Origin of the sequence: Prosthecobacter fluviatilis (assembly GCF_042655725.1) — a bacterium.
Classification (GTDB): domain Bacteria; phylum Verrucomicrobiota; class Verrucomicrobiia; order Verrucomicrobiales; family Verrucomicrobiaceae; genus Prosthecobacter; species Prosthecobacter fluviatilis.
This window is the reverse complement of sequence record NZ_JBHSMQ010000014.1, coordinates 1-13507: the sequence shown is the minus strand read 5'-3', so window position 1 is coordinate 13507 and position 13507 is coordinate 1. Positions and strand designations below refer to the sequence as shown.

The following is a 13507-nucleotide window of genomic DNA, read 5'->3' as shown; positions in this document are numbered from 1 at the left end:
TTACTGCGCCATGATCCCACGCCAGCTCACCGCCCCAGCCGCCAGCCTGCTCCTCCTCTTTGCCAGCACCAGCCTCCTGCGTGCGCAGGCCCCAGCGGCCGAGCTCGTCTCCGTGGCCAAGATCTGGGACCAGGCCCCGCACAGCAGCGCCACGGACATCACGCGCTATCAGAACCTCTTCTACTGCTGCTTCCGCGAGGCTGAGTCCGCCACCAAAGGAGACGGCACCATCCGCCTCCTCGTCTCCGCCAACGGCAAGACCTGGGTGGAGCAGACCACCGTCAGCGAGCCCGGCACCGACCTGCGCGACCCCAAGATCATCGTCACCCCGGACGAAAAACGCCTCTACCTCCTCTGTGAAGGCGTTTCCCCCACGCAGGGCCGCCAGCCCCGCTACGCCACCACCATGGACGGCAAAGTCTGGACCCCGCTGCAAAAGCTGCTCGCCAAAGGCGACTGGCTCTGGCGCGCCACCATCAACCCCGCAGACAAACGCTTTTACGGCGCCAGCTTCAACATCCACCCCAGCTCCGGCGGCCCCGCCCCGGAAAAGGAATTCTCGCTCAAGACCTACACCAGCGTGGACGGCAGCGTCTGGCAGCTCTCCTCCATCATGCAGGTGCCCGGCCAGCCCGGAGAGACCACCCTGCGCTTTCTCAAAGACGGCAGCGCCCTCGCTCTCGTCTCCCGTCAGGGTGCGGACCGCAAAGGCGTCATCGGCAGAGCCCAACCCCCTTACCGCGAATGGACCTGGGCCGCCACCGGCCTGCCCCTCGGCGGACCGAACTTCATCGAGCTCCCTGACGGCAAGCTCATCGCTGGCTCACGCGGCTTTGGCGCCACCCCCGGCCCGCACATGGTGCTCTTTGCCATGACCGCCACCGGCATGACGCCCCTGCTCGAGCTCCCCAGCGGCGGCGACTGCTCCTATCCCGGCCTCTACTGGCACGACGACCTCCTGCACGTGACCTACTACTCCAGCCACGAAGGCAAGGCCGCGATCTACTACGCGCAGGTTAAGGTGAAGTAGCGGAGAGCGGCATCCCAGCCCTAGGCAGGGCTTGCTGTCCTCAGCCAGCCGCCCTTGGTGCCCACGATCTGCAAAAACAGCCGAGCCTCTCCGGCAGGAGAGGGATCATCCTGAGCCCTTACGCGCCGCTGCGCCGGTGGGAACGCCCCAGCTTTTTCATGCACTCCAGTGCGCTGGTGGGCTTCGTTCCCAGACACCTGGGCAAGGCTTTGACTTGGCCGGTCGGGTTTCTCGTAGAGCCTGCAAAAGCGCGGAGAGGAGGAATTCGATGAAGAGCGTGGGCTGCCCTGCCTGTCAGACGCGGCCAGCTTACAGCCAAGCCAGAGACCCAGGCCGCACCAAAGGTGCGGAGGAGTCGGCCCAGGGTGCCCTCGCGCAGCGACAAGCCCTGGGTCTCCACACACACGCCCCTCTTCTCCAGCGCGCCCTCAAGGGGCGCGGGAGAGGCCGTGCCGGAGGAGCAGGCAGGCCTGCCATGCACCAGTCTTCAGACCATGCGGCTTCCATGGCTTCGGGCAGGAGATCATCGGCTCACATGAGTTTCTGAAGCAGGAGCTGGGAGCTCGCCGTCCTCATGCGCCACCAGTTCCTCAGACCCGAGGAAATCGTAGAACAGCCCCCTCGAACATCCGTGACATGAAAAACCCGATGGAGCACCAGGCTCTATGGAAAAGGCGTCCTTCGCCTTGCATGCCTGGATGAACTGAGAGCAGGACGGGGGCTCAGGCCTTGCCCGCTCCGGCTCTGAGCTTGCGCACCAGCGCCACCAGCCCAAAGCAGATGAGCACCCACGCAAAGGACACCGCTCCCACGGGCAGGTGAGTCACCTCGGTGGCACCGAGCAAAAAGGCGGCCGCCATCCATGCCAGGATGAAGAGCGCGGCGGGGTGTGTCTGGTTTCCCAGCAAGCGCCTGCCATAAACTGCCAGCACGAAGGGCGTGATGCCCACCAGAAGTAAAAACAGCCCTGTCATCATGGCCCGATGCTGAGGCCTGCTGGCGGCGGAGTCCAGCGCCAAATCCGCACGGGCAGGGAATGAAGGCACGGCAGCCCTCAGCGCCTCTCCAGACCCCACACCAGGGCACGTCCCGAGCCCTTGCGCCGCACCAGGCCGATGTCTTCATCCAGCCGCCGTGTCCACTCCGGGCAGGCGCGCTCGTAGGGCAGGCCGAGTTTATCCCGCAGCTCCACCCAGGTGGCGCCAGCACGGCTGCGCCGCAGATGCTGCTGGATGGCGGCTTTGAATTCGGGGTAGGTCATGGCAGGTGGGGGTGGAAGATAAGGGGGCGGCTCAATTTTCGTCGAGGTAAATGTAAGCCCCTGGGTAGAGCGGGTAGTAGCGCTCCGGGTAGTACACTTCCTCATGGCCATCTTTGCCACCGCCATGGAAGCCGTCTCCACGGAACGGAATCTCTTCATCCGAAATGACCAGCCCGTGACGGCCGATGAGCGACCCGCCCCAGACCAGCCGCACGGAGGAAAGCCTGCCCTCCTTGCTGAAGCTGCAGGCTGCATATCCGGGCATTCCCCAAAGGGTGCCACCGACCGCCGGAGGGAGATCCGATTCCGAGAGCTCCACTCCGCCGATCTTGCCCTGTCTCGCGGTCAGTTTTGCCGCTGCGGCGCGCAGCTCCGCAATCACCATGGGAGTGAACGTGGAGCGGATGTGCGCACGGCGGCCCATTTTGAAGTAGTCGTCATCCTCCTCGAGGTACGAGGGCAGGCGCAGGAGCCCCCAGCACGCGGCCATGGCGGCGATGCGCAGCGCCCATCGCTTCCAGAAAGGCCCGCCATCCCGGCAGGGCAGCAGCACCCACACTGCGGCCAGCAAAGTCAGGAAGGCCGGAAAGAGCATCGGCGGTATGAGGAAGAGGATAGCCCAGCGCCCGCTGACATAGTCGGTGAACACCGTGAGCAGCGTGAGACCTGCGAGGATGCTTATGCGTCGCTTCATGGTTCCACGCATAAAACTGACCTGCCATGCGGCGGGATGTCGATGGATGCGAAGTCGTGCATGGCGTGTAGGAGATGCTGCGCCAGCGTGCACGGAGTGCAAGGGGGGAAAGCGGCTCTCGCCAAAGGCGGCTCACTCCACCGCCTCTCCCTGCATCACCGCCGGGATCAGCCGCATGCCGGTGTGCCAGGCTTTGAAGTCGAGCTTCTGTGTGGTGCCGTCTGTTTTCAGGATGAGGTCGGTTTTGCCAAAGTCCGTCTTTTCCCCCAGCTCAAAGAGCTCCTCCGGGGAGATGGCCTTTCCACGGTAGGTCATGGTATCGCGGCCCGTGAGGTGTCGTGCTCAAAGACCACTTTGCTCCGGTGGAGGCAGGAGGTGGTGAGGAGGAGCAGCACACGGTCCATGACTCGGGGACTCAGGGGGCACCGAAGGCGCTGACCGACAGGCAGGAGTGCCTGTCGTACTACACCAGATCCGCGCGCGTGAACGCGGCGACCACGGGGTAGCCTTTTTCCTCGATGGCGGCACGGCCGCCTTCGGAGCGGTCCACCAGGATCAGGGCAAAGGCCACCTTGCCGCCTTCGGCTTCGATGGCTTCGATGGCCTTGAGCGTGGAGCCGCCGGTGGTGATGACGTCATCGACGACGACCACGGGCTGCTCGGTGATGAAATTGCCCTCGATGCGCTTGCCGCGGCCGTGGCCCTTGGCCTCCTTGCGCACCACAAAGGCCTGCACCGGCGGCGTGTCGCCAGCGATGCTGGAGCTCATGGCCACTGCGAGGGTGAGCGGGTCCGCGCCCATGGTGAGGCCGCCGAGGGAGCCGATGCTCAGACCGCGCCTGGCTTCCTCTTTGCGCAGCAGGTCATGCAGCACCCGGCCCACCAGCACGGCACCGCGTGCGTCCAGGGTGGTCACGCGGCAGTCCACGTAGAGATCGCTCTCCTGGCCGGAGGCGAGGGTGAATTTGCCTGTCTTGACGGACTTGGCTTTGAGGATCTGGCGGAGTTCTTCGCGGTCTTGCTCGATGGACATGGGGCGATTTAGAATTGAGGACCGTGGAAGACAAGGGGCGACTGTAAGGCGGCGAATGTTTTTCTGCGGGCAGATTTGGTTGAGGTTGCGTTTTCCAAGAATTTTTCGCACATTGCTTTCAATGAAAACACGTATTTGCGGAGGTATTTATCTGTTCTTTTGCCTCGTGATCTCTTGCAGGGCGCAGTCCACCACGGGTGCTCCAGGCGCTGAGGGGATGGCCTTCAAGTCCCGCATCAACCAGGTGAACGGGCTGCTGATCTCCCAGCTCTCCTCGGGCGGAGAGGCCGGGCAGGTCACGCGCATGAGCCTGACCGCGCTGCCTTCGCTGGGAGAGTCCCCCTCCACGCTCAAGTTCAACCAGGAAGTGGGAGACAGCATGGGCAAGGCGCTCAACGAGGTGAGCAAATTCTCCCAGCTCCGCCATGGTGGCTGGCCGCTGGGGCATTCGCTGGAGATCGGCTTTGAGGACAAATACATCGGCAAGGACGGCCCCTCCGCCGCCGTGGCCTGCGCCCTGCTGCTGGAGGCTGCCATCACCGGCAGGAAATGGGACCCTGCCTTTGCTGTGACGGGAGACATGAACGCGGACGGCAGTGTGCAGCCCATCGGCGGTGTGCAGGCCAAGATCCGCGGCGCCACCAAGGGCGCGTGCAAGATCGTGGGCGTGCCGGTGAAGAATGAAAAGTCGGTGGCGGACATCCTGGTGCTGGAAGGGCCCGCCCCACTGGTGGGCATCACCGTCTTTGGCATCAAGACCTTTGACGACGCCATGCTGCTGGCCGGCACGGAGCGGCCGCAGGCGCTGCAAAATGCGCTGACGGACTTTGACAACATGCGCGCGGTGATGATGCGGGATCCGCGCCAGATCCTGCCGCTGCTGCGCACCCCGCATGCCGCCCAGCGGCTGCAGGCGCTGCTGACGGCCGCACCGAACTGCTACTCCGCCAAGTACCTGCTGCTCTACCTGCAGGGTCGTGCGCCGCGCACGCTCTCCATCGGTGGCTCCATCGAGGCCGCGCAGAGCAGCGCCGACTCGCTCGTCTCCTCCATCGACCATGACGTGGACTCCAATGTCTCCAGCCTCAAGGGAGACGAGCTGGGCAGCAGCCTCAACAAGCTTCGCCAGCTCCGCCCCAGCCTGGATGCACGCGTGTGGCCCTACGTGGACGGCATGGTGGCCTACGGCGAGGTCATCCGCGGAGCGCTGCTCAATCCCGTGCGCTCCGGCGCCCGCTACGTGGACCTCGTCAGCAAGGCCAACAAGGCCGCTGCCGCCACCAAGGCCGCGTATGACAAGCTGATCAATGACGCCCAGGTGCGCGAGGAGCTGGGGCTGTAAGCCCGTGGCTTCAGGGCCGGTCCGCCGCGTTCCGTTTTACGGAGGCCCCCCTGCCCTCTTCGCTCACCGCAGCGTCTCAAACCACGCCAGCAGGTCCAGGATCTGCTCCGCCTTCAGCGCATTGAGCAGTCCCTGCGGCATCGGCGAAATCTCCGACACGCTGCGCTCCTTGATCATGGCCTTCGCGATCTCGCTCTTCTCGGGCGCGAGCGGATTGGGCCTCAGCACCACGCGCTCATCGTCCTCGCTCTCCAGGCTGCCGGTGATCGTTTTGCCATCGCTGGTCTTCACCGTCACGTAGCGGAATTTTTCGTCGATGAACTTGGAAGGGTTCAAGATGTGGTCCAGCAGGTCGCGGCGGTTGAAGCGTGCGGACACCTGCACCAGGTCCGGGCCGAAGACGCCTGCGGGCAGTGCGGGGTCATTGCTCACCTTGTGGCAGAACACGCACTGCGCACGGATGAGCGCATCCTTCGCGCTCTCGCGGCTGCGCGTCTTGGCATCCATCTTCGCCAGCAGCGGCGTCAGGTCCTCCAGCGTCCAGTTCTTGAAGGAGTGTCCGGGCAGCGCATGCGCGGAAAGCACCGCAGGCTTCGCCGGCGAGATCACCGCCGCGAGCTGCGTGGCCTCCTCCGGCTTCAGCGCGGCGGCCAGCTCGCTGCGCGTGTCGCTGATCGCTTTGAAGAAGGTGGAGGCCCCGTTCATTTTCTCCGCCTTGTTCAGCGCCTCAAACGCGATCTTCCGCTGCTCCAGCGTCCAGCCGTCTTTGAGATAGCGCAGCATGAAGGGGTAGTAGAGCAGGTCTTCGGAGGTGGTAGCCGCTTGGAGGAGAGGCATCGTTTTCTCGATGACCTTCGGAGAGTGAAGGTAAACAAGCAGGCGGCAGAGTTCGCGGTTGAGAAAAACGTCATCACGCGGATACACCGCCCATTCCATGAGCTTCTGATGATGCGCTTCATCCGGTGCGCCGTGCCGCGCGATGGCAACAGCGATGACACGCAGCGCATCCAGCGTGGGCGAAGGCGCGGCTTTCATCACCGCATCGAGAATGGAGGGCAGATCGTTTTTATCTCCTGTCCGTGCGAGAGCCAAAAGGGCATGCATGCTCTTCCCAGCCAAGGCACGCTCTCTCCAAAGGACAGGATCGGACCTTTCCAGGTCCAGACGTGCGGCGTTGGTCACAAAACGATCAGGTGACTCCATGCAGCGAAAAGTAAAGGAGAGGTCTGGTGTCCATCCCCCATCCACGTTTCTTTCGCGTATGGCGTCCGCATATTGCTCAGGGCCGGAAGAGTGGCGGAAAATGCGGTCGCGCATTCCTACAAGAGATGGTTTCGTGCCAGCCCAGTACACACGATACAGCCCGCTCTGCGTGCCACGCCCTCCGGTGATGAACCACATCGCGCCATCGGGTCCGATGCAGCCGTCTGTGACGTTGAGGGGCCTTCCGGAGATGAAAGTCTCCTGCTCGGCGGCGTAGGTGGCCACGCCCTGTTTCAAATGCACCGCGATGATCCGCCCATAGCTCCAGTCGAGAATGTAGAGCGCCTCACGATACTTCTGCGGAAAGTCAGATCCATACCCAAAATAAATCCCCGTGGGCGAAGACAGACCAATGTCGATCACACTCGGCAGCGTGTCCGCATACCACGCAGGATAACGTCCTGTGCCGCGTCGCCATCCATAATCACCTCCGGGAACAATCTGCAGCACCCGCGTCGGCATGTACCACGGCGTGCCCACGTCACGCTCCATGTCCGCATCGAAGGTGAAGAGATCGCCGCGTGAATTGAAAGCGATGTCGAGCGGGTTGCGCAAACCTCCGGCTATCAGCGTGATCTTGCTGCCGTCCGGCTTCACGCGCAGGATGTGGCCGGCGGGGAGCTCCACGTTGCCGTCGAACATGCTGCCGTCCCACGGGTTCGGGATGAGCTGATCAGGCGCGTAGTTTCGCAGCGGTGAGTCGGGGTCGAGGTTCTTCGGCAGCAGCACGTTGTTGCCATGGGCCACGTAGATGTCGCCATCCGGGCCGAGCTTGATGTGATTGCGGCCATGACCCACGCCGCCTTCGGTGCGAATGAGTTCCTGGCGTTTTTCAAAGGTGCCATCTCCATCCGCGTCGGTCAGGCGGAAGAGTGCCTTGGTGTTGTTGGCATTTGCGAAGAGCGAGCCGTGCGCATACAGCAGGCCGCGACACTCCAGCAGCTCGTCGTCGATCACTTCCATTTTCTGATCGCCGCTGCCGCTCAGCGTCAGGCGCAGCAGACCCTTCTTCTCTTTGCCCAGCGTGATGCGTCCCTGCGGATCGAAGGCCATCGAAACCCATGAGTCTTCCCCCGGCTGTGCGGAGCGGATCAGCTCCGCCTTGAAACCCGGCGGCAGTGTCAGCGTGGCGGGATCGGTGGCCTGATTCTGCGCGCCCGGTTTGGCGAGCTGCCAGGAGTTGTAGGCATCAAAGGTCTTCTTCAAGTCGAAGGGGTTCTTCGTGGCATCCGCATCCGTGGCACCGGCCACCACCGCGTTTTGCCAGGAGTCATCGCTCACGATCCAGCGCACCGCCGCGAGATCGCCATTGAGCTCCAGCAGCGCGGCGGCCTTGGCCCTGCCCGGCACGCGCAGGCCCAGCTCGTGCGCCTTCCCATCGCTGAGCTGCTGGGTGAGGTCCGTGCCGGTGGCCGTCTCGGCGGCTTTCAGAGCGGCGATGGTTTTGCCATCGAGCACGATCTCCACAGCGGCATCGCTCGCAGTCAGCAGCACGGCCTTGAGCAGCTTGCCCTCGTGCTTCACCGCGTGGGTAAAGGTCGTGCCGCCCTCAGGTGCCGCCAGCCACTGCGGCACCGGCGGGCGGTTGGCCATCTGGGCATGGCATGTGACGGCGAGCAGCAGAAAGAGAAAGCAGCGTGACATGCGCAAAGAACGCACGCCGCGGCGGCAGCCTGTCTGCTGGAGATCAAAACGGCCCGCCACCCACGGTGAAGGTCACGTTCTGGATCCCCGCTTTGTTCAGCGAATTGAGCAGATCCATGATGCGCTCATAGCTCGCCTGTTCTTCGGCCTGGATCGTCACCAGCACCTGCTGCTTCTGCCTTGCGGAAGACTCAGAGGCCCGGCGCAGCGTGCGCGTGAGCAGCGGCAGGTCTTTGTCTTTGGCGGTGTCAAAAAACTCCTCGTTCATCGTCACGCTGCCGTCTTCGAAGATGCCCAGGGTGATCTCCTCGGCGGGAAACGCCACGCTCTGCGCAGCGTCGCCCGGATTGGGCAGCCGGCTGCGAAGCTCGCGCTCCACCTTCACACTGCCCGTCATCACCATGAAGAACAGCATGATGACGAAGACCACATCGATCATGGGAGCGATCTGAAAACCCATCGTGGCATCGTCGGAGTGAATGCGATTTTTCATGGCGTGTGAGGGCATGACGTTTGTCACCGGGGAATCTTGGGGTGGGCCGCTAGGATGAAGGAACAAGCTTTTTAGGGGGGCTTGGCGGGGTGTTTTTGGGGTAAATCACCATGCTCTCACCCATTGAAAGGCAATGCAGTGCGTGGCCTGCTAAAGCTTTCTTAAGAACGTAGGCTTGACATTCTTTTGAAAATGAGTCTTCTAGTCTCACCGTGAAAAGCAAAATCTATATACTCGACGACCATCCCATCGTTATCGAAGGGCTTAAGAAACTGATCGACCAGCAGGAAGACATGCAGGTCATTGGCAGCGCAGAAGATGCAAACACCGCGCTGCAGCAAATCGCCAAACTCAAACCCGACGTTGTCGTTCTCGACATCACCCTGAAGGACCGCAGCGGTGTGGACCTCATCAAAAAGCTGCGCGCCAGCCATCCGACCATGCAGATCCTCGTGTACTCCATGCACGACGAAAACGTGTACGCGGAGCGCTGCCTGCGTGCCGGAGCCATGGGCTACGTGATGAAGGGCGAGCCGAGCACCCGCGTGCTGCAGGGCCTGCGTCAGGTGGCTGCAGGTTCCTTCTTCTTCAGCGCCTCGCTGCTTGGCAGCATCGTCTCCGGCGGCGGCCCTCGTGGCGGCTCCCGTGGCGAGCCCGCCCGCATGCTCAGCGACCGCCAGCTCGAAATCTTCGAGATGGTGGGCCGTGGCTTCGACTCCCACAGCATCGCCGAAAAGCTGGCCCTCAGCGCCAAGACCGTGGACGCCCACAAGGCGAACATCCGTCAGAAGCTCGGCCTTGCCTCCGCTCGTGAACTGCTCATGGAAGCTGTCCGCTGGGTCGAGAAATAGGATTTTTCACAACAACAATCTTGCCAACGGGCGATGTGCAAACACCGCCCGTTTTTTTATACTCTGACGTAGGATGGGTGTGGCGACAGCCCGCCCGTCCCTCAGCGTGTGGCAACGCATTGCAGCCTGCGAACGCTCCCAGAGTCGGGCGGTTTGGCGAAGCAGCGTCTGGGTGATGGAGAAATCATCATCCGCCAAACACACCCAGCCTACTTTCAGAAAACACGCTCAGTCCTTCGCCACCGCATCGCGGTCCGCCCGCGCCATGACTCTCAGCCGCTCCTTCATCGTCGCCAGTGCGTCCGGCTGCTGCGCGGCCACATCCTTGGTTTCATTCGGATCAGCGAGGATGTCATAGAGCTCGCATTTCTCTTTCCCCGCAGAGTCATGCACCACGAGCTTCCAAGGGTCGCAGCGCAGGGCGCGTGACTTAAAATTCGGCCCGGCGGTGTAGAACGTGCGTGGCGGTGGTGGCGCGCCCTCGGCCAGCTGCGGCCAGAGGTTCACGCCGTCCCACTTCAGGTCCTTCTCCTGCTTGAAGCCCGCCAGGGCGCAGAAGGTGGGCATCCAGTCGATGATCTGCACCGGCGCATCATGCGTGCCGGGTTTGAGTGTGCCGGGCCAGTTCAGCAGGCAGGGCACGCGTGTGCCGCCTTCATAGACGCTCCCCTTTTCATTGCGCAGGGGGAGGTTGTTTCCCGGCAGCGGGCCGGTGGCATAGCCATCCGGCGGGTAGGCCTGGCCGTTGTTTTCGGCGGTGCTGCCGCCGTTGTCGCTGGTAAAGACGAGCAGCGTGCTGCCGCGCTGGCCGTTCTTTTCCAGTGCTTGCACGATCCGGCCCACCGCCGCATCCATGTGCATGATGCACGCGGCATACTCACGCGCCACCGCTCCGGTGATGCCCGCGGGCACCTTGGCCAGCCACTCCGCCGGCTCCTTCACCGGCAGATGCACCGCCGTCAGCGGCACGTAGAGGAAAAACGGCGCGTCCTGCTTCCGCACCGCCAGCCAGGCGCAGGCTTCGTCCGCGATCAGGTCCGTCACATGACCGGGCTCCTGGAGCAGCTTTTCATCGCGGTGCCACGTCTCGGTGAATTCGCCCTTCTTGTAATGGTGATCCCACGGCCCCACGCCGCCGCCCAGCGAGCCGTAGCTGTGGTCAAAGCCAAAATGATTCGGCCCCCACGCGGGCTTGGAGCCGAGGTGCCACTTGCCCGTGAGGCAGGTTTCATAGCCTGCAGACTTCAGCGCGTGCGGCAGCGTCACCGTATCCCACGGCAGCGCCCGTTCGCTCTGCGGCGTGGTCACGCCAAAGCGGCTCCAGCAGCGGCCCGTCATCAGTCCCGTGCGTGTGGGGCTGCACACCGGGGCGGAGTAGTGGTGCGTCAGCTCCAGGCCCTCCTTGGCCAGCCTGTCCAGCACCGGCGTGGGTGCATTGCCACCATGAAAGGCCACATCCGCCCAGCCAAGATCGTCGGCCATGATGAAGACGATGTTCGGCTTGGCAGCAGCGGCGGCCTGCAGCAGCGGGCAGCAGGTCAGAAGCAGGAGAAAAAAGCGGTGCATCCAGCGCCAAACGATGCAGTGCCCGCGCATCTAGCATGAACGGTTGCGTGCCCGGAAGCGCTGAGGCATAAGGAGCCGCATGGGCCGCGCCAAAGATTCCGCCAGTTTGTCAAAGCGCACCGTGCAGTGGCTGGTTTACGCGCTGTTCCGGTGCATCGAGTGCATGCTGTGGGTGCTGCCCATCACCGCCGTGTGGTATGTGGGCCGTGCGCTGGGGGCGGTGACGTATTGCCTGGCCGGAAAGTACCGCCGTCTGGCGCAGCACAATCTGCACATCGCCTTTGGCCGCGAGAAGAGCTGCGCCGAGCTGCGCCGCCTGTCTTACGAGCACTTCAAGAGCCTCTTTGCCAACATGCTCTGCGGCTTCAAGCTGCCGCTCATGACCGAGGCGGAGATCTGCAAACGTGTGCGCTCCGAGGGCACCCAGCGCGCCCAGGACGCCTTTGACGACAACGAACGCCCGCTCATGAACCTGGTGCTGCACGCCAGCTGCTGGGAGATCCTCACCCAGGTGCCGGCTATGTTTGTGCGCGGGCACAAGGCAGGCGCAATCTACCAGCCGCTGCGTAATCCCTGGCTCAACGCCCTGGTGCTGCGCCGCCGCAAAAAGCTGGGCTACGAGCTCTTTGACCGGCAGGCCGGATTCACCGGACCCATGAAGTTCATGCGCGAGGGCGGGCAGATTGGCGTGCTGGTGGACCAGCATGCGGGAGACCACGGCCTGTGGTGCCCTTTCTTTGACCGCCTGGCCTCCACCACCACCATCGCCGCCCTCATGGCCAAGCGCACCGGGGCCATGGTGCTGCCCATGATGGTGTACAACGACGGTCCCGCACGCTGGCGGCTCGTCTGCGCACCGGAGGTGAAAGCCGCCGACGGCAAGACCGACGCCGACAGCCTGACGCTGGCCATCAATGCCGCCGTGGAGGGCCTCATCCGCGCGCAGCCGGAGGCCTGGTTCTGGGTGCACAACCGCTGGAAGACGCCCAAGCCGCACTTTCTCCTCGCCGACAGCCGTCGTGGCGTGGCCTTCCCCGCTGGCTACGACATGGACCGCCTCCAGCCCTTTGAGCTGCTCATCCGCAGCCCCAACTGGCTCGGCGATGCCTGCATGGCCTTCCCCATGGTGCGTGCCATCAAGCGCGGCCGGCCGGACCTCAAGATCACCGTGCTCGGCCCGGACAAGCTGGAGGAGCTCTGGCTCTCCATGCCCGAGGTCTCCCGCTACATCGGCAAGCCCGCGAAAGAAGGGCTCTTTGCCGTGGCAAAGCGCATCAAGGCCACCGGCGTGAAGTTTGACGCCGCTGTCTTTTGCACCAACTCCACCCGCAGCACGCTGGAGATCTGGCTTGCCGGCATCCCGCGCCGCGTGGGGGTGAAAGGCTCGCTGCGCTCCAAGCTGCTCAATCAGATCATCAAGGGCGGCCCGGCCAAAGGCAGCAAGGAGCACCATGCGCACCGCTACCTGCGCATCGCCCAAGGCATCGGCGCAGACATCAGCCAGCCCGGCCTGTGGGACGCCGGTGCGCCGCCCGCCTCCGCAGACGGTACCCTCCGCGTGGGCGTGTGCGCCGGGGCCGAGTACGGCCCTGCCAAACGCTGGCCGCTCGAGCGCTTTGCCGCCGTGGTGAACCAGATCTCCGCGCAGCACCCGCAGTTCCGCTGGGAGCTCTTTGGCGCGCCGGGAGAGAAGGAGATGGGCGAAAAGCTCTCCGCCATGCTCCAGGCTCCGCATGAAAACCTCGTGGGAAAAACGCGCCTCTCCGAGCTCATCGCCCGCCTGCGCCAGTGCCAGCTCCTGCTCACCAATGACACCGGCACCATGCATCTGGCCGCAGCGCTCGGCATCCCCACCGTCAGCATCTTCGGCTCCACCTGCCCCATCGAGACCGGCCCTCTTGGCGAGCGCCACACCGTCATCCAGCACAAGGTCCCATGCAGCCCCTGCTTTGAGCGCGAGTGCCCCTTTGGCCACTACAACTGCATGACGAAGGTCTCGCAGGAGGAGGTGGCGCAGGCCGTGCTGAAGGCGTGCGGGTTGGCTTGAAATACGACGGGCACTCCGGCCCGTCGATCAGTGCTGCGCCAACACGCGCAACTTGCAGCTGGCTTTTCGTGTCGCTCTCCGGCAGGCATGATGCATGCGACGCTCGGTTTGCAGGAGTTGGGTGAGCCTGGGAGATTGTGGGGGCGCTCGCCGACAGGCAGCAACTGTGTTACGACGCAAGTGTGAAGTTGGGTTGGGTGAGGAGTTTGTTGAGCACGCAGAGGATTTTGCGCATGAGAGCTGTGATGGCGACCTTCGCAGGTTTGCCGCGTTGACGTAGACG

12 protein-coding genes are annotated in these 13507 nt (G+C 63.6%); 4 read left to right on the top strand and 8 right to left on the bottom strand.

The window, feature by feature from the left end; translation table 11 throughout:
* Nucleotides 1–10 precede the first annotated feature (10 nt).
* A complete protein-coding gene (locus tag ACFQDI_RS23675; protein ID WP_377171690.1) occupies nt 11–1030 on the top strand; it encodes a sialidase family protein in 1020 nt (339 codons plus the stop codon).
* A gap of 722 nt (nt 1031–1752) precedes the next feature.
* Here the strand turns inward: ACFQDI_RS23675 and ACFQDI_RS23670 are convergent.
* The 5 genes from ACFQDI_RS23670 to pyrE form a co-directional block, all read right to left on the bottom strand.
* Entirely contained in the window at nt 1753–2076 is a 324-nt protein-coding gene (locus ACFQDI_RS23670; protein WP_377171688.1) for a hypothetical protein, read from the bottom strand.
* A gap of 8 nt (nt 2077–2084) precedes the next feature.
* Nucleotides 2085–2291 (bottom strand): hypothetical protein, encoded by a 207-nt coding sequence (locus ACFQDI_RS23665; RefSeq protein ID WP_377171686.1) that lies wholly within the window; start codon nt 2289–2291, stop codon nt 2085–2087.
* Nucleotides 2292–2322: 31 nt separating this feature from the next.
* A complete protein-coding gene (locus tag ACFQDI_RS23660) occupies nt 2323–2985 on the bottom strand; it encodes a hypothetical protein (protein WP_377171684.1) in 663 nt (220 codons plus the stop codon).
* 132 nt (nt 2986–3117) lie between these two features.
* The gene (locus ACFQDI_RS23655; RefSeq protein WP_377171682.1) at nt 3118–3300 is read right to left on the bottom strand and encodes a hypothetical protein; all 183 of its coding nucleotides are present in this window, start codon (nt 3298–3300) and stop codon (nt 3118–3120) included.
* Nucleotides 3301–3448: 148 nt separating this feature from the next.
* Nucleotides 3449–4018, bottom strand: a complete 570-nt coding sequence (pyrE, locus tag ACFQDI_RS23650) for an orotate phosphoribosyltransferase (RefSeq protein WP_377171680.1) — start codon at nt 4016–4018, stop codon at nt 3449–3451.
* Nucleotides 4019–4139: 121 nt separating this feature from the next.
* On the opposite strand from pyrE, the gene ACFQDI_RS23645 reads away from it, so the two are divergent.
* A complete protein-coding gene (locus ACFQDI_RS23645; protein ID WP_377171678.1) occupies nt 4140–5360 on the top strand; it encodes a S16 family serine protease in 1221 nt (406 codons plus the stop codon).
* 63 nt (nt 5361–5423) lie between these two features.
* On the opposite strand, the gene ACFQDI_RS23640 is transcribed toward ACFQDI_RS23645, so the two are convergent.
* A complete protein-coding gene (locus ACFQDI_RS23640; protein ID WP_377171676.1) occupies nt 5424–8267 on the bottom strand; it encodes a hypothetical protein in 2844 nt (947 codons plus the stop codon).
* A 43-nt stretch (nt 8268–8310) separates the two neighbouring features.
* Nucleotides 8311–8760 carry an ExbD/TolR family protein gene (locus ACFQDI_RS23635; protein WP_377171674.1) on the bottom strand — a complete coding sequence of 150 codons (450 nt, stop codon included), beginning with the start codon at nt 8758–8760 and terminating at the stop codon, nt 8311–8313.
* A 212-nt stretch (nt 8761–8972) separates the two neighbouring features.
* On the opposite strand from ACFQDI_RS23635, the gene ACFQDI_RS23630 reads away from it, so the two are divergent.
* Complete coding sequence (locus tag ACFQDI_RS23630) at nt 8973–9611, top strand: response regulator (RefSeq protein WP_377171672.1); 639 nt, start codon at nt 8973–8975, stop codon at nt 9609–9611.
* A 228-nt stretch (nt 9612–9839) separates the two neighbouring features.
* Here ACFQDI_RS23630 and ACFQDI_RS23625 read toward each other — a convergent pair whose 3' ends face one another.
* Nucleotides 9840–11177: a sulfatase-like hydrolase/transferase gene (locus ACFQDI_RS23625; protein WP_377171670.1), complete on the bottom strand. Its 1338-nt coding sequence runs from the start codon at nt 11175–11177 to the stop codon at nt 9840–9842.
* Nucleotides 11178–11256: 79 nt separating this feature from the next.
* On the opposite strand from ACFQDI_RS23625, the gene waaF reads away from it, so the two are divergent.
* Nucleotides 11257–13224, top strand: a complete 1968-nt coding sequence (gene waaF, locus ACFQDI_RS23620; RefSeq protein WP_377171668.1) for a lipopolysaccharide heptosyltransferase II — start codon at nt 11257–11259, stop codon at nt 13222–13224.
* Nucleotides 13225–13507 lie beyond the last annotated feature (283 nt).